General features: G+C 70.4%; 17 protein-coding genes and 2 pseudogenes. 14 read left to right on the top strand and 5 right to left on the bottom strand.

The annotated features are described in order from the left end of the window. Nucleotides 1–308: 308 nt before the first annotated feature. From ACH4EW_RS06670 to ACH4EW_RS06640, 7 genes are all read left to right on the top strand, one after another. Nucleotides 309–1439 carry a cytochrome P450 gene (locus ACH4EW_RS06670; RefSeq protein ID WP_398252333.1) on the top strand — a complete coding sequence of 377 codons (1131 nt, stop codon included), beginning with the start codon at nucleotides 309–311 and terminating at the stop codon, nucleotides 1437–1439. Next, on the top strand, nucleotides 1436–2251 hold the full coding sequence (locus tag ACH4EW_RS06665; protein WP_398252330.1) for an enoyl-CoA hydratase/isomerase family protein: 816 nt from the start codon (nucleotides 1436–1438) through the stop codon (nucleotides 2249–2251). Before ACH4EW_RS06670 ends, ACH4EW_RS06665 begins: the two co-directional genes overlap by 4 nt. A gap of 156 nt (nucleotides 2252–2407) precedes the next feature. After that, nucleotides 2408–3052: an RNA polymerase sigma factor gene (locus ACH4EW_RS06660; protein WP_398252328.1), complete on the top strand. Its 645-nt coding sequence runs from the start codon at nucleotides 2408–2410 to the stop codon at nucleotides 3050–3052. After that, complete coding sequence (locus ACH4EW_RS06655) at nucleotides 3049–4119, top strand: CU044_5270 family protein (protein ID WP_398252325.1); 1071 nt, start codon at nucleotides 3049–3051, stop codon at nucleotides 4117–4119. The genes ACH4EW_RS06660 and ACH4EW_RS06655 overlap by 4 nt, the downstream gene beginning before the upstream one ends. Nucleotides 4120–4375: 256 nt before the next feature. Continuing rightward, entirely contained in the window at nucleotides 4376–7147 is a 2772-nt protein-coding gene (locus ACH4EW_RS06650; RefSeq protein ID WP_398252322.1) for a hypothetical protein, read from the top strand. 407 nt (nucleotides 7148–7554) lie between these two features. Then, nucleotides 7555–8103 (top strand): CAP domain-containing protein, encoded by a 549-nt coding sequence (locus tag ACH4EW_RS06645; protein ID WP_398252319.1) that lies wholly within the window; start codon nucleotides 7555–7557, stop codon nucleotides 8101–8103. Between the two features lie 202 nt (nucleotides 8104–8305). Continuing rightward, nucleotides 8306–9103: a VOC family protein gene (locus ACH4EW_RS06640; RefSeq protein ID WP_398252317.1), complete on the top strand. Its 798-nt coding sequence runs from the start codon at nucleotides 8306–8308 to the stop codon at nucleotides 9101–9103. A gap of 33 nt (nucleotides 9104–9136) precedes the next feature. On the opposite strand, the gene ACH4EW_RS06635 is transcribed toward ACH4EW_RS06640, so the two are convergent. Beyond that, nucleotides 9137–9919 carry an HAD-IIA family hydrolase gene (locus tag ACH4EW_RS06635; RefSeq protein WP_398252314.1) on the bottom strand — a complete coding sequence of 261 codons (783 nt, stop codon included), beginning with the start codon at nucleotides 9917–9919 and terminating at the stop codon, nucleotides 9137–9139. Between the two features lie 116 nt (nucleotides 9920–10035). Between ACH4EW_RS06635 and ACH4EW_RS06630 the strand changes: the two are divergent. The 6 genes and pseudogenes from ACH4EW_RS06630 to ACH4EW_RS06605 form a co-directional block, all read left to right on the top strand. Next, nucleotides 10036–10662 (top strand): annotated as a pseudogene (locus tag ACH4EW_RS06630) (phosphoribosyltransferase); the annotation flags it as partial. A gap of 127 nt (nucleotides 10663–10789) precedes the next feature. Then, nucleotides 10790–11200: a fluoride efflux transporter CrcB gene (crcB, locus tag ACH4EW_RS06625; RefSeq protein ID WP_398252311.1), complete on the top strand. Its 411-nt coding sequence runs from the start codon at nucleotides 10790–10792 to the stop codon at nucleotides 11198–11200. Next, complete coding sequence (locus ACH4EW_RS06620; RefSeq protein ID WP_398252308.1) at nucleotides 11197–11553, top strand: DUF190 domain-containing protein; 357 nt, start codon at nucleotides 11197–11199, stop codon at nucleotides 11551–11553. Before crcB (ACH4EW_RS06625) ends, ACH4EW_RS06620 begins: the two co-directional genes overlap by 4 nt. Continuing rightward, nucleotides 11550–11924 (top strand): fluoride efflux transporter CrcB, encoded by a 375-nt coding sequence (gene crcB / locus ACH4EW_RS06615; RefSeq protein ID WP_398252305.1) that lies wholly within the window; start codon nucleotides 11550–11552, stop codon nucleotides 11922–11924. Before ACH4EW_RS06620 ends, crcB (ACH4EW_RS06615) begins: the two co-directional genes overlap by 4 nt. A 462-nt stretch (nucleotides 11925–12386) precedes the next feature. Further along, entirely contained in the window at nucleotides 12387–14285 is a 1899-nt protein-coding gene (locus ACH4EW_RS06610) for a LamG-like jellyroll fold domain-containing protein (protein ID WP_398252302.1), read from the top strand. A gap of 493 nt (nucleotides 14286–14778) precedes the next feature. Then, entirely contained in the window at nucleotides 14779–15627 is an 849-nt protein-coding gene (locus ACH4EW_RS06605; protein ID WP_398252299.1) for a GNAT family N-acetyltransferase, read from the top strand. A gap of 29 nt (nucleotides 15628–15656) precedes the next feature. On the opposite strand, the gene ACH4EW_RS06600 is transcribed toward ACH4EW_RS06605, so the two are convergent. The 4 genes and pseudogenes from ACH4EW_RS06600 to ACH4EW_RS06585 all read right to left on the bottom strand — a co-directional run bounded on the left by ACH4EW_RS06600 (nucleotide 15657) and on the right by ACH4EW_RS06585 (nucleotide 18851). Then, complete coding sequence (locus ACH4EW_RS06600) at nucleotides 15657–17372, bottom strand: SpoIIE family protein phosphatase (protein WP_398252296.1); 1716 nt, start codon at nucleotides 17370–17372, stop codon at nucleotides 15657–15659. 349 nt (nucleotides 17373–17721) lie between these two features. Next, nucleotides 17722–17994, bottom strand: coding sequence for a DUF1876 domain-containing protein (locus tag ACH4EW_RS06595; protein ID WP_398252293.1), 273 nt, complete (start codon nucleotides 17992–17994; stop codon nucleotides 17722–17724). 163 nt (nucleotides 17995–18157) lie between these two features. Then, nucleotides 18158–18352, bottom strand: a pseudogene (locus tag ACH4EW_RS06590) (M56 family peptidase); the annotation flags it as partial. A gap of 7 nt (nucleotides 18353–18359) precedes the next feature. Next, nucleotides 18360–18851, bottom strand: a complete 492-nt coding sequence (locus tag ACH4EW_RS06585) for a BlaI/MecI/CopY family transcriptional regulator (RefSeq protein WP_398252290.1) — start codon at nucleotides 18849–18851, stop codon at nucleotides 18360–18362. A 174-nt stretch (nucleotides 18852–19025) separates the two neighbouring features. Here ACH4EW_RS06585 and ACH4EW_RS06580 point away from each other — a divergent pair, with 174 nt between their 5' ends. After that, the gene (locus ACH4EW_RS06580) at nucleotides 19026–19481 is read left to right on the top strand and encodes a tellurite resistance TerB family protein (protein WP_398252288.1); all 456 of its coding nucleotides are present in this window, start codon (nucleotides 19026–19028) and stop codon (nucleotides 19479–19481) included. Nucleotides 19482–19524: the final 43 nt, after the last annotated feature.

Below are 19524 nucleotides of genomic sequence, written 5' to 3'. Positions count from 1 at the left end.
GACGAATTTATGCTTATAACGAGGCGTCATATCAACCTGGAATAAGGGCTGTTCTGCATATGACAAGAGGCCGACAGGCCATTTTCCTGTGACACGAGCAACAGAGATCGACGCATGGCGGATACATGCGGAGGGGTAGGTTCTGGCCGTAACCATGAGCCCAGAACAAGGAACTCTGCGTGAGCGCTATTTGTGGCACAGACAGACCCGCCACCGTCGACCGCCGTGCCCTCATTTCCCTCCTACGGCGTCTCAAATCTCCGGAGGGGCAGGCTGATCCCTACGCCCTCCTGGGCGAGCTGAGAGACATGGGTGATGTCGTACGTGCTCCCTGGGACGCGTACTTCGTCACCGGCTTCGACGTGTGCAGCGAGGTGCTGCGCGGCCGCAACTGGCTGGCGCCGGACTTCGCCTGGCAGGAACGCCAGGAGGACACCGAGCGCTGGGACGCGATCGCCACGCAGGAGATGACCAAGACGCTCTCGCGCCTCAACGCGCCCGCGCACACATGCCAGCGCCGCAGCCTCGGCAACCTCTCGGGCCGCTCGACCATCCAGCGGCTGACCCCGCAGGTCGAACAGGACGTCACCCGTCTTCTCGACGAGCTGGCCGAGAAACTGCGCCGGGGCGAGGCCGACTTCGTCAGTACGGTCAGCGAACAGCTCCCGATCAGCACCATCGGCTCCTGGCTGGGGATCCCGCCCGAGGACTACCCCCACATCCTGGAGATCACCCACAACCAGGTGCACGCCCAGGAGCTGCTGCCCACCAAGAGCGAGCTCGCCGTGTCCGCCGAAGCGACCATGCATCTACGCGCGTACTTCACCGAGATGGTGAAACAGCGCCGCGCGAACCCCGGCAACGATGTCCTGACCGGCTGGATACACACCTGGGACGCGATGGAACCCGACCGCGAGGCCGCGGACGAGATCCTCTACCGTCTCACCATGTTCGTCGCCATCGCCTCGCTGGAGACCACCGCGACGCTGCTGTCGAGCATGGTGGCGCTACTGCTGAGGGAGCCCGGCCGGTGGGCGTGGCTCGCGGAGCACCCCGGATACATCGACGCCGCCGTCGACGAAGCCCTTCGGTACGACCCGCCCATCCACATCAACACCCGGATCGCCGCCGACGACACGGTCCTGGCGGGCGTGCCGATCGCGAAGGACAGCATGGTCCACGTCATGTACGGGGCCGCCAACCACGACCCCCGGCGCAACGACGCCCCGGATGCCTTCGACATCGAGCGCACCGGCACCCACCTCACCTTCGGGGGCGGTGTGCACTACTGCATGGGCGCGGCCCTCGCCCGCCTCGAGGCACGTACGCTCCTGGCCCAGCTACTGAAACGTTTCCCCACCCTGCGCGCCGTCACGGGGCCCAGCTACGCGCCCCGTCTGGTCTTCAGGCGTGTGACCTCGATGAGCGTGGCGATATGAAGCTCTCGCTCCCCGACCAGCGGTCCCCGTACCAGCGGCCCGGCACGGTACGCACCGTGCGCGAGGGCCCTGTCCTGCGCGTGGAGCTGAACCGCCCCGACACCGGCAACGCGGTCACCGAGGCGATGCTGGACGATCTGCTGGCGATCCTGACCCTGCCGGACCCCGATGTCCGGGTGGTGGTGCTCAGCGGAGCCGGCGAGCACTTCTCGCTGGGCGGGGACCGCAACGAATTCGTCGACTGGCTCGACGAGGACCCCACCGGGCGGGGCATCCGCATCGCGGCCGAGAAGGGCCGCCGCGTCTGCGAGGCGATCACCACCAGCCAGGCCGTCACCATCGCCAGGGTCCAGGGCAAGGCGATCGGCGCGGGCATGGCACTGGCCCTCGCCTGCGATCTGCGCGTCGGCGCCGACACCGCCGGATTCCGGCTGCCGGAACTGGCACTCGGCCTGCCCACCGCCTGGGGCGGAATGCTGCCGCGCCTGCTCCATGAGGTCGGCGCCGCCCGGGTGCGAGAACTGATTCTGACCGGGCGCCCCTTCAAGGCGGCGGAGGCGTACGAGCTGTCGGTCCTCCAGCGCGTCGTGCCCGAGGACGAGCTCGACGCGGCGGTCGACGCGTGGGCCAAGCCCATCGTGCGCCGCCCCGAGGCGGCCCTGCGCGTCACGAAGGCCCTGCTCAACTCGTACGCCGCCCCGACGCGACTGGCCGATCCGTCCGTCCTGGACGCCGAGCTGATGGCCACCGTCGCGGCCGCGACCCGCCGGACCGGCGACGCCGGGAGAACCGGGGCGGGAGCTTCGCTGTGACCGCGTAGGTTCACGTTCACCGGGGGCGCCCGGTCACCGTTCCGTCCCCGATCGCCGGACGGGCTGTTCCTCGGCCCGTCCGGCGATCGCGTATGTGACGCGGGTCACAGGAACCCGTGGTGAGGTGCCGGACAGCTGAGGGAGGTGAACACACATATGCGTACCCGGGTACGGGCCGGGGAATCGAGCGCGTTCGCGGAGCTGTACGACAGCTACGCCCGTACGATCTACAACCACGCGTTCCGGCTGACCGCCGACTGGGCGACGGCCGAGGACGTGATGGCCGCGACGTTCATGGAGGCCTGGCGGCTGCGCCACAAGGTCGACCCCGAAGGCGGCTCGCTGCGGCTCTGGCTGCTCGGCATCGCCACCAACACCGCACGCAACCAGACCCGGAGCAACCGGCGCTACCGGGCGGCGGCCGGTGCCGCCGCCCGGGCCGAGACGGCGGTGCCCGACCACGCCGAGGAGGTCGCGGGCCGAATCGACGACCGGCGGCGCCTCGCCGCCGCACTCACCGCACTGGCGGCGCTGCGCAGACCGGAGCGCGAGGTACTCACCCTCTGCCTGTGGGAGGGCCTGGAGTACGCGGACGCCGCGGAGGCGCTCCGGATCCCCGTCGGCACGGTCCGCTCCCGTCTGTCCCGGGCCCGTGCGAAGCTGCGCAGGCTCACCGACGCCGAACTGAACTCGACGGCGACCGGACCGGTGATGAGAAGTCGGGAACTCGTGGCGGGTCTCGGACAGGTAAGAGGCGACCGCACAACAGCGGTCCGGCCCGCACAGGAAGGAATCCGATGAACGCGAACCCGTCCCGGCAGAGTCCGGCCGAGTGGGAGGAGAGCGCACAGCTGCTCCCGCCGCCGAATCGCGACCTGCCGTCGGGCCGTCACCAGTTCCACAAGGAGCGTCTGATGGCCCGGATCCAGCAGGAAGAACGTACCGCGACGGCGACCGCCGCCGAGCCGAAGGCGCGGCGCTTCACGATGCCGCGCCGTGCCTTCGCCGTACCCGCGATGGCATGCGCCCTGGCCGGGGCGGTCCTCGTGGGAGCCTCGGTGTTCACCTCGGCCGGCGAGGACAAAGGTGTGGCCGGCGGGCCGGCCCTGGCCAGGCCGGTCGGCGCGGCCACCACCAAGGGCGTGCCCCAGCTGCTCGACCAGATCTCGCTGGCGGCGGCCGAGGTGCCCAATCCGAAGGCGGGCCAGTACGTCTACATCGAGTCGAAGACGGCCAACAGCAACGAGAAGATCATCGGTGACAAGGCCGGCCTGGACACCGGCACACTGCATACGCGTCAGGTCTGGCAGTCCCTCGACGGCACCAAGGGATGGCTGATCGACCCGACCGTCAACCCCGAGGGCGAGACGCTGAGCACTCCCGACGCGCAGGGCAACGTACCGGTGGCCACATTGAACGGGCCGTCGTACAACTACCTGGCCAAGCTGACCACCGACCCCGACAAGCTGCTGAAGAAGATCTACAAGGAGACCGAGGGCAAGGGCGACAGCCCCGACCAGGAGGCATTCGAGGCCATCGGCGACCTGCTCGGCGAGAGCTACCCGCCGGCCGAGCTCTACTCCGCCCTGTTCAAGACCGCCGCGAAGATCCCCGGCGTGGTGATGGTGGAGGACGCGGTGGACGCGGCGGGCCGGCACGGGGTGGCGGTGGCCCGGCTGGACGAGACGAGCGGTAACCGCACGGAGTGGATCTTCGACAGGAAAACCCACGAATTCCTGGGCGAGCGCAGCGTTCACGTGGGGGAGGACGACGGCGTCATCAAGCGCGGCACGGTGCTGTCCACCAGCGCCATCATGAAGCGGGCCGTCGTCGACGACATCAAGCAGACACCGACCGAGGCCGGCTGAGGTCTCCGCTTTCCCTCTGGGCTTCCGGTGGCAGCTCCCCGCCACCGGAAGCCCGCATGTTGCACGCACCCGGCACCGGACCGGCCCCCGTGACTCCCGTCCGGCTCCTGTTTGGCTCCTGTTTGACTCCTGTCAGATTCCTGTCAGGTCCCCCGAGGTGGGCAACCGGTGATGGCACGTCACTGTCTCCCCGGTGCGGGGGTGCTCCTGGGATTCAGGGGCGCTGAAGCATGACCAACGATGAGGAGACACCATCGTGAGACAGGTCTCACGCGCGCTGACGGCTGCCTTGGCGGCCGTGGCGCTGGCGGCGGGTGTGCCAGGGCCGGCGCATGCGCAGCCGGCCGCCGAGTCCATACCCGGCGCGCCGCCGGGCACCTCCGGGGAGCGGCTGCCGGACGGGTGGCGTATCGAGGGCGGGGAGCTGGTCTGGAGCTCACCCGAGCCCGTGGGCATGGGCGGCGCCCTGGTCGAGTTCCGCTCGGGGGAGCGGACCCTCGGCGTCCCGAAGCCCTCCCCCGACCAACGCACCTTCCGGCTCCGCCTCGACGGGGCGAAGGTCGGCCCCGTGAGCGAACTCCAGGTGGTCGCCGGTTCGCGGCGGCTGGACGCCGCAGGGGCCGACCAGGCGCCCGGTCAGCGGCGCTCGACGGCCGCGGCGGCGCCCCAGGACCCGTTCCCCGCCAACCCGGTCGACCCCGGTGTCGCCGGTAAGTACCGCACCGTCAGCGGTGAGTACGCCCTGAAGTCGGTGAGGCTGCCGGGCTACGCCGAGCCCGTGGAGATGCGCGCCACGGTCGTCGGCCCGACGGACGCGCCGGGGAAGCGACCGCTGGCGCTCTTCCTCCACGGCCGCAGCGCCACCTGCTACGAGCCCGGCAGGAACAGCGCGGGCATGCAGTGGCCGTGCAAGCCGGGCGACAAGGCGGTCCCGAGCTACCGCGGCTTTCTGCACGACCAGAAGCGCCTGGCGTCCCAGGGCTATGTGACGGTCTCCATCTCCGCGAACGGTGTCAACGCGCAGGACGGCCGCGCGGCCGACCTCGGGGCGCAGGCCCGTTCGTCCCTCGTGCGCCAGCACCTCGCCCGCTGGGCCGAGTGGGGCGCGAACCCCGCGAAGGCCCCCAAGACCGTACGCGCGACGGAGCCCGCCGACCTCTCGAAGGTGCTCCTGGTCGGCCACTCCCGGGGCGGCGAGGGTGTCAACCGGGCGGCCCTCGACAGCGTCTCCCCACCGCCGCCCGCCGAGGACGGCTACCGGGGGCCGGTGGGCTGGCGGATCCGCGGCACCGTCCTGATCGGCCCCACCATCTTCGGCCAGAACCCCACGCCCGACGTGCCCTCCATGACCATCCTGCCGGGCTGTGACGGCGATGTGAGCGACCTCCAGGGCCAGATCTACCTCGACGGCACCCGGGGCATCGGCCGGGGTACGGCGCTGCACAGCGCGGTGTACATGGTCGGCGCCAACCACAACTTCTTCAACACGGAGTGGACGCCCGGCCAGGCCGAGGCCCCGGCCACCGACGACTTCTGGGACGACAAGAACAACCCGGACCCGGTCTGCTCGGCGGGGGCCAAGACCCGGCTGAGCGCCAAGCAGCAGCAGACGGCGGGCACCACCTACATCGCCGCCGCCGCGCGGCTCTTCCTCGCGGGCGACGACCGGGTCCGCCCGCTGCTCGACGGCTCCGACCGCCGCGCGCCCTCGGCCGGCCCCGCCCGGATCCTGACCCACGCCGTCGGCGGCAACCGCACCCCGGCGATCCGGCCCGACGACCCGCTCTCGGTGACGAACGGGCGCGTGTGCCTGCAGATCACGACAAGCACCACCCGGGCCTGCAGGCCGGACTCCGCCCCCGGTCAGTCGCCGCACTTCGCGTCCTGGGCGGACACCACCAGTGAGCCGGGCCGCAACGCGGTCACGGCCCGCTGGACCAAGCCGGGCACCCCGGTCCGGCTGACGCCGAAGAGCGCCTTCTCGCTGGCGGGCTCCGACGCGCTCACCCTGCGGGTGATGGTGCCGCCGAATACCCGGGGCACCCGGCTCGACGTCGCCCTCACCGACACCTCCGGCAAGCGGGTGAGGCTCGGGCAGGTCACCGTCGACGGCCTTCCCGGCTCCGGCTCGACGGCCGCGCACTGGGCGCGTGAGGTCCGCGTCCCGCTGAAGGCCGCCGTCAGCGCCGGTGTCGACCTGAAGCAGACGCAGTCGCTGGAGCTCACCCCACGCAGCAGCTCCGGCGAGCTCTGGCTGATGGACGCCTGGGGCTGGCGCCCCGGCACCCCGGCGGTACGCCCCGTCGCGCTCCCGCGTGTCGACATCGGCAGGCTGACGGTCAAGGAGGGCGACTCCGGCACCCGCACCTACCGCGTGCCCGTCCAGGTCACCGGCAAGGGCACCGGCGTGATCAAGCTCGCCGTCCGCGACCCGGAAACCTACACGTCCACCGTCCGCACCGTGACGGTGAAGGCCGGTGGCCCCGTGGACGTGTCGATCACGGTCAAGGGCAACTCCCGCTACAACTACGACCTCCGCCACGAGGTCGCGGCCAAGGCCGTGCGCGGCACAGCGGTCGGCGGCGCCTTCGGGGGCCTGCTCGTCGAGAACGACGACCCCAGGCCCACGGTCACCGTGACCCCGGTCGCCCACTCGGTCACCGAGGGCCAGAAGCTCACCTGGAAGGTGGAGCTCTCGGAGCCCGCCGACACCGACATCGAGACGCGGTTCGACCTCCTGCCGGTGCGCGAGGGCACGGAGCTGTCCACGAAGGACGTCGACGAGGAATGGCTCTCCTCGCTCGGCGTGGCCGCCGACCCGGAGCGGCCCCTGTCCACGGACAGTCCCTCCCTCTGGGCGTCCATCCCCAAGGGCGGGACGAGCGCCGAGGTGTCCGTGCCCACGGTCACCGACGCGCTGACCGAGTCGGAGGAGTCCCTGCGGATGCAGGTGTACATCCTCGAGCAGGACGACTGGTTGGAGGGCCCCCTCCTCACGGGGAAGGTCACGGACGCGCCCCAGGGCTGACGCCCGGGGTCCACGTCGCGCGCTGACGGTGCCTGAGCGCACCACCTGGACGATGGCACCGGCCCCCGCCACGGGAGGCCGGTGCCATCGGCGCACGCTGGTTGGTCGTCAGGAACGGCACAAAGCCTGCGGCACCGGGGAACTCCCCAGCGACGAAATTCTCGGCCTCACTCCTGCGAGCCTGCAACGCACCAAGCGAACGAAAGTCTTCACTTGTAGCGAAATGTCTGACACCCGTCACTGGCGACGGGATCGTTCCGACGCGGGCTCGATCGCCGCAGCGTGGACCAGGTACGGACGCCGGAGTCCGGGCTGCGTGCAGGCCGTCCACACGTCAGACGCTTCCCGCAGCACTCTCTTGAAGCCGCTCCCACGCGAACAACGAGTATCGAGCGAGGTCACATCACATGAGGAAGCACCACGCGAAGAGGTCCCGTCGGCTGATGGCCATTGCTGTCGTCGCCCTGGGAACCATGGGAGCCGTGGGAACGATGGGAGTCGCGGAAGCCGCGGAAGCCGCCGGTGCGCACTCCGCTGCCGTCTCGGCCGCCTTCAGCCCTCATGAGAAGGAAGCCGCCCGCCTGCTGAAACTCGTCAACCACGCCCGCAGCAAGGCTGGTTGCTCGCCGCTGAAGATGAACGCGAAGCTGGCGAAGGCCGCCCGGAAGCACAGCGCGGACATGGCATCCCACCGGAACATGTCCCACACCGGCTCCGACGGCTCGGACCCGGGCGACCGGATCACACACGCCGGGTACGACCGGAACGCGTACGGCGAGAACGTCGCCTACGGCTACACCACCCCCGAAAGCGTCATGGCGGGCTGGATGAGCAGCCCCGGCCACAAACGCAACATCCTCGACTGCTCGTTCAAGGAGATCGGCGTGGGCCTCGCGCAGCCCGGCAACTACTGGACCCAGGACTTCGGACAGCCCGACAGGCAATCGGCTCGGTAGACGGCCCCGCTCGGCAGGCGGCCCCGCTCGCCGGAGACCGCGGCGCGGGCCGTGTCACGGCCATGACCCCGGCCGGCAGGTGCACACGTGCGTACGGTGCAGGCCACCGGGGTCGGCGGCTCCGTTTCCAGCGCGCGGGCAGACGTCCGGCTGGCTAGCGTGAAAGACCGGACACGCCACCGAACACGAAGGAGTCGACGTCATGGCTGTACAACCGGAAGGCACGCCGTGCTGGGCCGACGCGATGTTCCCCGACATCGACGGAGCGAAGAGCTTCTACGGTGATGTACTGGGCTGGACGTTCGGCGAGTCCTCGTCCGAGTTCGGTGACTACACGCAGGCGTACGCCAACGGCAAGGCGGTCGCCGCCGTCGTGCCTCCGATGCCCGGCCAGGAGGGACAGTCCGCCTGGTGTCTGTATCTCGCCTCGCCGGACGCCGCGGCCACCGCCGCGAAGATCCGTGAGAACGGCGGCGAGACGCTGATGGACCCCATGGAGGTGGGCGAGTTCGGCACGATGCTGCTGGCCCGCGACCCCAGCGGTGTCACCTTCGGCGTCTGGCAGGCGGGCACCCACGAGGGCTTCGAGGCCCAAAGGGTGCCCGGTGCGTTCTGCTGGGCCGAGGTCTTCACCCGGCAGCCCGAGAAGTCGGACGCCTTCTTCTCCGCCGTCTTCCCGTACAGCATGGTGAAACTGGAGGACGAAGCCGTCGACTTCAGGATGTTCAACCTCGGGGACAGGACGGTCATGGGGCGGATGAAGATGGGCGACGAATTCCCGCCCGAGGTGCCGCCGTACCTGAATGTGTACTTCACCGTCGCGGACTGCGACGCGGCCGTGGCGAAGGCGACCGAGCGCGGCGCGATCCTGCGGTTCGGCCCGATGACCATGCCCTTCGGCCGCTTCGCGGCGCTGACGGACCCGCAGGGCGCGACGTTCTCCGTGATCGACGTGAACACGACGGAGGGCGAGGTGCCCAAGACGTCCCCGGTGTCCTGACCCGGCCGGGACCACGGGGCCGCGCCCCGGCCCTCACGCCCCCGGCCGCTCCAGCAGGGCGGGGAGATCGGCGAAGGAGTCGATCACATGGTCCGGGGTGCCGTCGGCCGCCCGGTGTGTCTCGGGGAGGTACTTGCCGGTCCTGACGAGTACGCCGGTGAGCCCGGCGCGCTGAGCGGCCAGGACGTCCGACTCGATGTCGTCGCCGACCATCAGGGCGTGGGACGCGGGGACGCCGAGGTGTGCCAGGGCCGTGGCGAAGAACGACGCGGCCGGTTTACCGGTGATCTCCGCCTCGACGCGGGCGGCTCGCTCCAGCCCCAGGAGGAAGGCACCGGTGTCGAGGTCGAGCCCCGCGCCCGTACGCCAGTACATGCTCCGGTGCATGGCGACGAGCCGGGCACCGCGCTGCACATGGCGGAAGGCGCGGTTGAGCGCCGCGTAGGTGAAGGCGTCCCCGGCCCCGCCGAGGACAACGACATCCGGGTCCTCGTCGACGAGTGTCACGCCCGCCAGATCGTCCCGGACGTCGCCGGTGTTGATCAGCAGGCAGCGGGCTCCGGGATGGTGTTCCCGCAGGTGGGCGGCGGTGACGGCGGGGGCGGTGAGAATGTCGTCGGCACAGACGGGGAAGCCCTCGCCCACCAGCTTCTCGGCGATCGAGGCGCGGGTGCGGGAGGTGGTGTTGGTGACCAGCGCCAGCGGGAGACCCGCATCGCGCAGCCGCTCCATGGCCGCCACGGTGCCGGGCAGCGGCTTCCAGGACACGGTGAGCACACCGTCGATGTCGATCAGGACCGCTCCGATTCGTTCCATGCAACCGACCCTGCCCGAGTTGCGAGCCCACCGCACATGGGGTTGTTTCGAAATAGGGAAGCAAGTGGGGTATGTCCCACCTGGTCCCTGCTCTCCCATGTTTGGGGTGAACCACCGTGCTGTTCGCCGATCGCACGGACGCGGGACAGCAGCTGGCCGAGGCGCTCCGGCACCTGGAGCGGGAGAACCCCGTCGTGCTGGGCCTGCCCCGCGGCGGAGTCCCGGTGGCCTTCCAGGTGGCGCAGATGCTCGGCGCCCAGCTCGACGTGATCGTGGTCCGCAAACTCGGCGTGCCGCACCACGAGGAAGTGGCGTTCGGCGCCATCGGCGAGGGCGGGGTGCGGGTCATCAACGAGGATGTCGTCAGCCACATCCTGGCCGGGAAGCAGGATCTCGCGGCGATCGAGCGGGTCGAGGCGGCGGAGCTCGTACGCCGGGCGCAGACGTACCGCGCGGGCAGGCCGCGAACACCGCTCGAAGGCCGGACCGTCATCGTCGTGGACGACGGCGTCGCGACCGGCGCCACGGCCGAGGCCGCCTGCCGGGTGGTACGGGCCCAGCAGCCGGCCCGTCTGCTGGCGGCCGTACCGGTCGCGCCACCGGACGCGGTCGACCGGCTGCGGCAGTGTGCGGACGAGGTGGTGTGCCTGTCCATGCCGCGCCTGTTCTTCGCGGTCGGCGAGTGGTACCGGGACTTCTCGCAGACTTCCGACGAGGAAGTCATCTCCCTGCTGACACAGGCCCAGTACAGCGGGCATGTGCCGCCCGGCAGCAACTGAGCACGGCCACCCCGCGCGGGCAGGCCGCGACACGCGCCGTCGGGGCGGCGGCGATAGCCTGGTGCGTGCAGCAGGCAGGAGAGATGTGCGCATGGGAGCCCGGAATCCCCAAGGTTCCGTCGTCGCGGTGGTCGCGCTCGGCGGTGCACTCGGAGCGTCCGCCCGCTACGGCGCCACGCTGCTCTGGCCCACCGCCCCGGGCGGCTTCCCCTGGACGATACTGATCGTGAATGTCGCCGGCTGCGCGGTGATCGGCGTGTTCATGGTGGTGATCAGCGAGGTGTGGGCGGCGCACCGGCTGGTACGGCCGTTCTTCGGTACGGGAGTACTGGGCGGGTTCACCACGTTCTCCACATACGCGGTGGACATCGAGCGCCTGGTCGACGGCGGCAGGGCCCGTACCGGCCTGGCGTACCTGGGACTGACACTGTGCGCGGCCCTCGCGGCGGTGTGGAGTGCGGCGTGGGCAACCCGCCGCGTGCTCGCGTGGAGGCAGTCATGACGACGCCGGACACGGAACGGGCGCTGCGCCTGACGGTCCTCGTCGGCGAGTCCGACGGGTGGCACCACAGGCCGGTGTATACGGAGATCGTGCACCGGGCGCACAAGGCGGGGCTGTCGGGCGCGAGTGTGTTCCGGGGGATCGAGGGGTTCGGCGCCTCGTCGATGATCCACACGCAGCGGCTGCTCTCGCTGAGCGAGGATCTGCCGGTGGCGGTCGTGATCGTGGACGCGGAGGAGCGGATCCGCGCGTTCCTGCCGCTCATCGAGGAGCTGGTCGCGGACGGCGGTCTGGTCGTCCTGGACGGCTGCGAGGTCGTCCGCTACGGCGACGACCGGGAGCGGAACCGGTGAACTGGCTGCTGGTGATCGTCGGTGCGGCGGTCGGGGCGCCCCTGCGGTATCTGGCGGACCGGGCGGTGCAGTCCCGGCACGACACCGTCTTCCCCTGGGGCACCTTCGTGGTCAACGTGACGGGATCGCTGATCCTGGGCCTGCTGACCGGCGCGGTCGCGGCAGGCGCCGCCTCATCTCAGCTGCAACTGCTGCTCGGTACGGGACTGTGCGGGGCGCTCACCACGTACTCGACCTTCAGTTACGAGACGTTGCGGCTGGCCGAGGACGGGGCGAAGTTCTACGCGGCGGCCAATGTGGTGGCGAGCGTGGTGGCGGGGCTGGGCGCGGCGTTCGCCGGTGTCTCGGTCGCCGAGGCACTGTGGTCGTAGGCGCTGGTCAAAGACGTACAGCCGCCCGCCGTAGTCGATGATGTACTGCGGCTCACCGGCCGGCAGAAACGGTCGGCGTCCCCTGCCACCGCAATGCGAGGCGATGGCAGGGGAACGCCGTTGAGGAGGAGCCGTCACCGGCGCCGGGCGATTCAACCCGTTCCACACCGACAGCGGTCCGTCAGCCGCGACCCTAGGCGCCCGGCCCCTCCCGCACCGCGCACCACGCCAACCGCCGGCCCGGCTCCACTCCAACGGCAGGCGCCCGTGACGCTCGTGCAGGCCCGGCTCGGCCGCCCGGGAGCTGCCCCGGAGATCGCGTCCGCCACCGTCCCGCGCGCCCGCCGCTGTGCAATTCATGGAGTCTTCGCCCGGCTGTCGCCCCTACGGGCCCGTTTCTCCCCCGCACCGCGGCTAGCTTGCGGACGATCACCTCGACGTTCGTCCTCCGCGGAGACATCCATGTGCAGCCCCCTCCATCAGCCCGACGGACCGCTTCTGCCCGGCGCGAGCCGTCGTACGTTTCTGCGGGCAACCGCGCTCACCGGTGCCGTCGCCGCAGCCACGGGGCTCGCGGCCGGCACGCCCGCCGCGGCGCTCGCCGAGGAGAGCACCGGTGCTGTCACGGCCGGTTGGCGGCCGGACCCCGAGAGCCCCAGGTTCACTCTCGTCGTCATGCCGGACACCCAGTACCTCTTCGACGGGGCGAGTATCGACAAGGCGCCGGTCGAGGCGTCGTTGCGTTACGTACTCGATCACGGGCGCGACGAGAACATCGTCTTTCTGTCCCATCTGGGCGACCTCACCGAGAGCGGCCAGGCGGGCGAATTCGCGGCGATCGGCGAGGCGTTCGGGATGCTCGACCGGCGGCGGGTCGGTTACAGCGTCGTCGCGGGCAACCACGACATCAAGTCGTCCACCGACGACCGGCGCGGCCGCACCCCGTACCTGGACACCTTCGGCCCGCAACGGATGCGTCGCCTTCCGACGTTCGGCGGGGCGACCCCGGACGGCTACAACACGTACCACCTGTTCCGCGCCGCCGGGCGCGAGTGGCTGGTGCTGGCGCTCGACTGGCGGCCGTCGGCGGCCGGACTCGCCTGGGCAAAGGATGTCATCGCCCAGCACCCGCACACGCCGGTCATCCTCACCACCCACGAGTTGGTGTACGCGGACGCGGACGGCGACGAGGCCGAATTCTCCGAACACGGAAAGCATCTGTGGGACGAGTTGATAGCCGGGCACGACCAGATCTTCCTCACCCTCAACGGCCACTACTGGCCCGCGGGACGCACCACCCGTAGGAACACCGCGGGCAACGACGTCCATCTGCACATCACCAACTACCAGAACCGCTACTACGGCGGCAGCGCCATGATCCGCCTCTACCGCTTCGACCTGGCCAGGAACACCATCGACGTGGAGACGATCTCCCCGTGGATCCTCGGCCGCGCGGGCGAGAGGCTCAACGCCCTGGAGCGCGGCGAGATCGAACTGACCGGTCCGCAGGACTGCTTCGCCGTCCCCATCGACTTCGAGAAGCGCTTCGCGGGCTTCGCGCCCGTGCCGGTGCGCGAAGCCCGCCCGGCGAAGCAGATGCTGATACCGGGCACCGTCGCCTACTGGCGCTTCGACTCCCCTTCGCACCAGGACGGTTCCGCCGCCGACGCCGACCTGCGTGTCCCCGATCTGTCCGGACACCGCAACGACCTGGTGCGCGAAGCCGTCCCCGGCAGTGCGCCCGACGCGCTGCGCTGGTCCACCGGGCACCATCCCGACCAGCCCGGCCACGGCAGCCTCTGCTTCAACGGCTCGAAGCCGCCGCTGCGGGGCGCGTATCTGCGTACGGAGAACAACGCACCGCTCAATACCAAGACGTTCAGCTCCGGTTACACGATCGAGGTCTTTCTCCGCCTCCCCGCCGACTGGGACGCCGGACGCAACGCCTGGGGCGCCGTACTCAGCCGCCGCGGCACGCTCGGGGCAGCGGGCAAGACCTCCGGCGACCCGGAGGAGCCCGTCGTCACCCTGTCCGTATCGGACGGCCCCGGGCTCCAGTGGGCGGCGGCGCCGCTGAACCAGCCGGGGCTCGTCACCAACTGGAGCCATGAGCTGCTGCGTGAGCGGTGGTGGCATGTGGCGGTCGTCAACGACGGGAAGCACACGACGATGTACGTCGACGGCTGCGTCGTCGCCCGCAACCCCGCCACCCGCACCACCGGCCTCTCCACCCTGGGGCTGCCCTGGCTGCTCGGCGCATACGAGTACGGAGGCAGGCTCGACCAGTTGATGCACGGCCGGCTCGGCGACATCAGGATCGTCGAACGCGCCCTGCCCGTGCGGGACTTCATGATCGCCTGAAACCAGCGGCCCCCGTGGGCATGCCGCCCGGCCGGTACGGTGCTGCTCGGCGACGGGCCACGCCCCCCATCGTCCCAGTGTTGCGGCACGGCGCAGGGCCGGCGAGGGGCGGATCCGACGCCGTCGCCCGTAACCCCAATCCCACTGACTCATCAGTCAGTTGATGATGCCCTGACCAGCAGTCATAATGCACGTGCAGCCCTTCACGCATCCCCCGTCGTGAAGGGCTGCACCCACAGGCGGGCCATGCCCCTTTTGCCTGCGACGACTTCACGGGCAGGAGGCTCCCCTCGTGGTCCCCTGCCCGTGTTTTTTCGAGTTAACAGTTACGTAGAGTGTTTACGCAAGCCCGTTCCCGTACGGCCTTCCGAACCGCCTCCCACGCCGGGGACGCCACGTCAGCAGGGCCACGACGACGGGCGCGTTCCTGCCCGTCCGTTCCGCGAGGGAAAACCCACCGTTGAACCGGTCGCCCGCCGGGTACAGGTGCCCCGTGCCGAACTTCGAGATCACCACCGCAAGCGCCGACGACCTCACGATGCTGGCCGCATGGGCCCACGCGGAGGGCTGGAATCCCGGCCTGACCGACCGCCACGCCTTCTTCGCCGCCGACCCGCGCGGCTTCCTGATCGGCCGGCTCGACGGCGAGCCGGTCTCCTGCGTCTCCGTGGTCCGCTACGGCTCGGACTTCGGATTCCTCGGCTTCTACCTCACCCGCCCCGAAATGCGTGGCCGGGGTTACGGCACCCAGCTCTGGCGAGCCGGCATGACACGGCTGGACGGGCGCAATGTCGGGCTGGACGGTGTGGTGGCCCAGCAGCCCAACTACCGTGCGTCCGGCTTCCGTTCCGTCTGGACGAACATGCGTTACCAGGGCCTGCCACCCGCCGCCCCGACCGCACCGCCCGGCACCGCTCTCGTCGACGCCCGTACCCTCCCCTTCGGTCAACTCGCCTCCTACGACCGCCGCTTCTTCCCCGCCGAACGCGACAGCTTCCTCGCACTGTGGATCGCCGGCCCCGCACGCACCTCGCTCGCCGCCGTCCGCGACGGGGAGCTGCGGGGCCTCGCCGTGATGCGCCCCTGCCGTACGTCGTCCCGCATCGGCCCCGTGTACGCGGAGTCGCCCGAGGTGGCCGGCGCCCTGGTCGGCGCACTCGCGGCCACCGATCCGGGCACCCCGGTGGCGATCGACGTACCCGACATCAACCCGGCCGCTGTGCACCTCGCGGAACAGCTGGGCCTCACCCCGTCGTTCGAGACCGCCCGGATGTACACGGGCCCGGCTCCGGACGTCGATCACACCGGCCTGTTCGGCATCACCAGCCTGGAGCTGGGCTGACGTGCTGCCCCTTCCGGCGGCGGCCCGGATCAGAAGGCGGCACGGGGGCGGGTGCGCGAGGCCAGTACCGCTATGTCGTCCTCCGCACCCGGTCCGAACCGTTCGAGGACGTCATCGAGCAGATCGTCGAGGCTGCCGCTCTCCGGCAGGGTCAGTTCCCTGAGGCGGCCGACCGAGGTGTCGATGTCCTCACCGCGCCGCTCCACCAGGCCGTCGGTGTACAGGAACAGCACCGCGCCCGGCCCGAACTCCACCAGCGTCGTCCGGTACCCGCCGAACCCGGTACCGAGCGGCGGGCCCACCGGCACCTCGTCGCACACCCTGGTTCCGGCCTTCCCCGGGTCGATGAGCACCGGCGGGAGATGCCCTGCGCTCGCCACCTCGCACATCCCGCCGTGCCGGTCGACGACGACCAGCAGACAGGTAGCCGCCCGGTCCAGTCCGGACCGCTCCACCATCCGGTCCAGCTGTTCCAGGATGCGGTGCGGCGGCAGGTCGTCGTCGGCGAACATCCGCAGCAGCGAGCGGTAATGGCTCATGGCGACCGCCGCCTCCACCCCGTGGCCCATCACATCGCCCATCGCCTTCAGATGCCGTCCGTCCCGCAGCGGGATGACGTCGAACCAGTCGCCGCCGACCATCACGCTCCGATCGGCCGGCAGATAGCGGGTGGCGATCTCGATGTGCGGGTGCGGCAGGCACGGCTCGGACAGCAGGGAGCGCTGCAGCTCCAGGGCGATGGTGTGCTCGTGGGAATACCGGCGGGCGTGGTCGAGATCGACGGCGGCCCGGCCGGCGAGTTCCCGGGCGACCACCACGTCCTCGTCCGTGAAGACCGGCGAGTCCCCCGCCCGGATCAAGCCGAGGACGCCGAGCGGACGGCTGCGTACCGCAACGGGCACGATGACCGCCGAATGCATCCCGAGAGCTCGGTAGGCGGCGACCCGTTCCGGGGAGGGGGCGGAGCGGCTGAGCTGTTCGTCGGTGGTGAGGTTCTCCATGACCGGCTGGTTGGCGGCCAGACAGCGCTGCACGGCCGCGCCCTCCTGGTAGTCGACGTACTCGCCGGTCAGCCCGAACCCCGGCAGCTCGTCGCGCAGCCCGGCCACCGCCGTCAGCGCCGCCCTGCGCAGCCGCAGCACTCCGGCGGGCGCGGGGCGTACCGGGGCGGCGACATCGGGCGGGAACACCTCGACCGTGGCGAGGTCCGCCAGCCCCGGCACGACGAGGTCGGCAAGTTCCGCACAGGTGGTGTCCATGTCGAGCGTGGTGCCGATCCGGGCGGCCGCGGTGTCGAGCATGGTCAGATGCCGCCGGGCCTGTTCCAGCTCGCGCCGTCCCTTGTCCGAGGCCTTGACCTCCAGCACGATCCCGGCCAGGCCCACGATCCGCCCGTCGACCTCCAGCCGGTGGTACGCCCCGTGCCAGTACCGCCGGACCGAGCCCGCCACGGCGGCGGTGACTCCGCTGGACGTGATCTCGCGGGGCTTCCCGTCGGCGAGGACGGCCCGCATCATGTCCTCGCCCGCGTCGACCCCCGGAAGGACCTCGGAGACGGTGCGTCCGAGGTGTTCGGCGGCCGGAATGCCGTTGAGCCGCTCAAGGGCCGGGTTGACATACAGATAGCGCAGCCCCGTGTCGAGCACACCCACCCCGGCCATGGTGCCGTCGACCAGGGCCGCCAGGGTCGCCAGGGCCGCGGGGTCGAACGGCACCGCGCTGTCGGCGTACGCATCGGCCTGCACGTCAACCTCCTGGGGCGGGGGACGCGCGTCCCGCTTCCCGGCCTTCAATCGTCGACCGCCCGCTCCCGCCGCGCATCCGCAGCCGGGCCCCGACACGCCCTCATTCGCCGACGGGCCCTGCTTTCCTGCGCGGCCTCGCGGCACGGGGCCGGCCGGACACCCCCGCCCCCGAGACGGCGATCATTCAGCCGAACCCGAGACGGCGATCATTCAGCTGTACGCGCTCGTGGTCCTTCCTCACTCGGTCTTCAGCTCATACGGAACAGCGGTCGACGACGCCACCACGGACCGTCCGATCACGAGCGGCATCGACATGTTCCCGGGCCACCAACGGCCTGGGGGCGGGGGCTCAGGTGAGCGGGTGCGATGTCCGGCCGGACGCCTCGTCGATCTCGTCGTGCGCCTTCGTCAGCATCTTCATCGCCAGCTCATTGAGTGCTCTGGCTCCCGCGATCTCCTCGCCGACCCTCGGCTGATCCTTGTCCGAAGGGTGACGGCTCGCATATCCATGGGCCCGCACCTCGGCCCCGTCCGGAAGCCGTACCAGGGCGGCCGCGCGGGTGCGGTGGCTGTCCTCCTCGAATTCCAGGTCCACATGCCATCCGACGGTTGTGCGCATCATGACGATCACCTCTCTACCAGGGTGCGCCCGTTCTCCCACCCCTGCACCACGACACCTCCTCCACCGGCCGCTGCAGGAGCGCTGGTACGGCTCATAGCGGGGTCGTCTCTTGCAGGATCCGCACCAGCGTCACCGCCGCGTTGAGCGACGAAAACGCCGAGACCGCCGTTCCCGCCGTCACGACGAGTGCCGCCAGGGCGGCATGGGCGGACGACGGCGTACTGCACAGGGCGAGCAGTGTGCCGACGACGGCGAGCAGCCGGGTCGCGCTGCGAGGGTGCACATGCTGCTCGGCCAGGCGCGCGATCGGCAGCGCGGTCAGCGGAAGCACGAACGGCAGACAGACGAAGACACCCATCGAAGCGCTATCGGCCTTCCGTGTCAGGGGAGTTGTCCGGTGCGGCCGCGCGGGCCAGGAGCGCGCGAAGCCGTTCTTCGTCGCCCGGGGACAGGGCCGAGACGAAGTGGGCGAGCACGGCGTCCCGGTCCCGTTCGCCGTCCAGTACGCGGCGCATCCGCAGGGCCGCGAGACCGGCCTCGTCGGAGGCGGACGTCCAGGTGTAGGAGCGGCCCTCGCGGGATCTGGTCACGGCGTTCTTCGCGTAGAGGCGGGAGAGGATCGTGATGACGGTGGTGTACGCGAGGTCGCCGTCGAGGCGTGCCTGCACCCAGCCGGCCGTCGCGGGGCCGTTCGCCGAGTGCAGTACGGAGAGGACCTGGGCCTCCAGTTCGCCCTGCCCGCGCCTGCGGAGCCGCCGGCTGTCGGGGCGTACGGGGCCGGGGTGTACGGGACCGGGGTGTACGGCTTCGGGCACTTCCTCGTGGGGCGGCTCGTTGTCCGGGTGGTGGCCGGGCATGGCCGAGTCCATCTGGGGTCCGCCCTTCTGCGATACCGCGTCAGCCGCGGCGTCGCAGCATCCTACTTACCGAAGTTCCGGGACACAGCCAACGCCCGTCCTGCTAACTTCTACACGGCTGTAGAGTTGGAATTCGTTCCGGCAACACAACGCAACGCAATGTATGGAGACGTCATGGCACTGTGGGATCGGATCAAGGAATCCGCTTCGTCGATGCAGTCGCAGCTGGAAGCGAAGAAGAACGACCTGAAGAGCGGCGCGTTCCGTGACGCGAGCATGGCCATGTGCGCCCTGGTCGCGGCGGCCGACGGTTCCATCGACCCGTCAGAACGCCAGCGTGTCGCCTCGCTGATCGCTTCCAACGAGGTTCTGCAGAACTTCGCGGCGGACGATCTGCAGCGTCGCTTCAACGACTACGTGAACAAGCTCACCGCCGACTTCGCCTTCGGCAAGGTCAGCGTGCTCCAGGAGATCGGCAAGGCGAAGAAGAAGCCTGCCGAGGCGCGTGCCGTCATCCAGATCGGCATCGTCATCGGCGGCGCCGACGGCGACTTCGACAAGTCGGAGCGGGATGTCGTCCGGGAGGCGTGCTTCGCGCTCGACCTTCCGCCGCACGAGTTCGACCTCTGAGAGCCTGTCCTGCCCGACGGACCGGCTCTGCCCGGTCCCCCAT

The sequence above is a fragment of the Streptomyces sp. NPDC018000 genome, assembly GCF_044328025.1.
Classification (GTDB): Bacteria; Actinomycetota; Actinomycetes; order Streptomycetales; family Streptomycetaceae; genus Streptomyces.
This window is presented reverse-complemented; position numbering and strand designations above follow the sequence as displayed.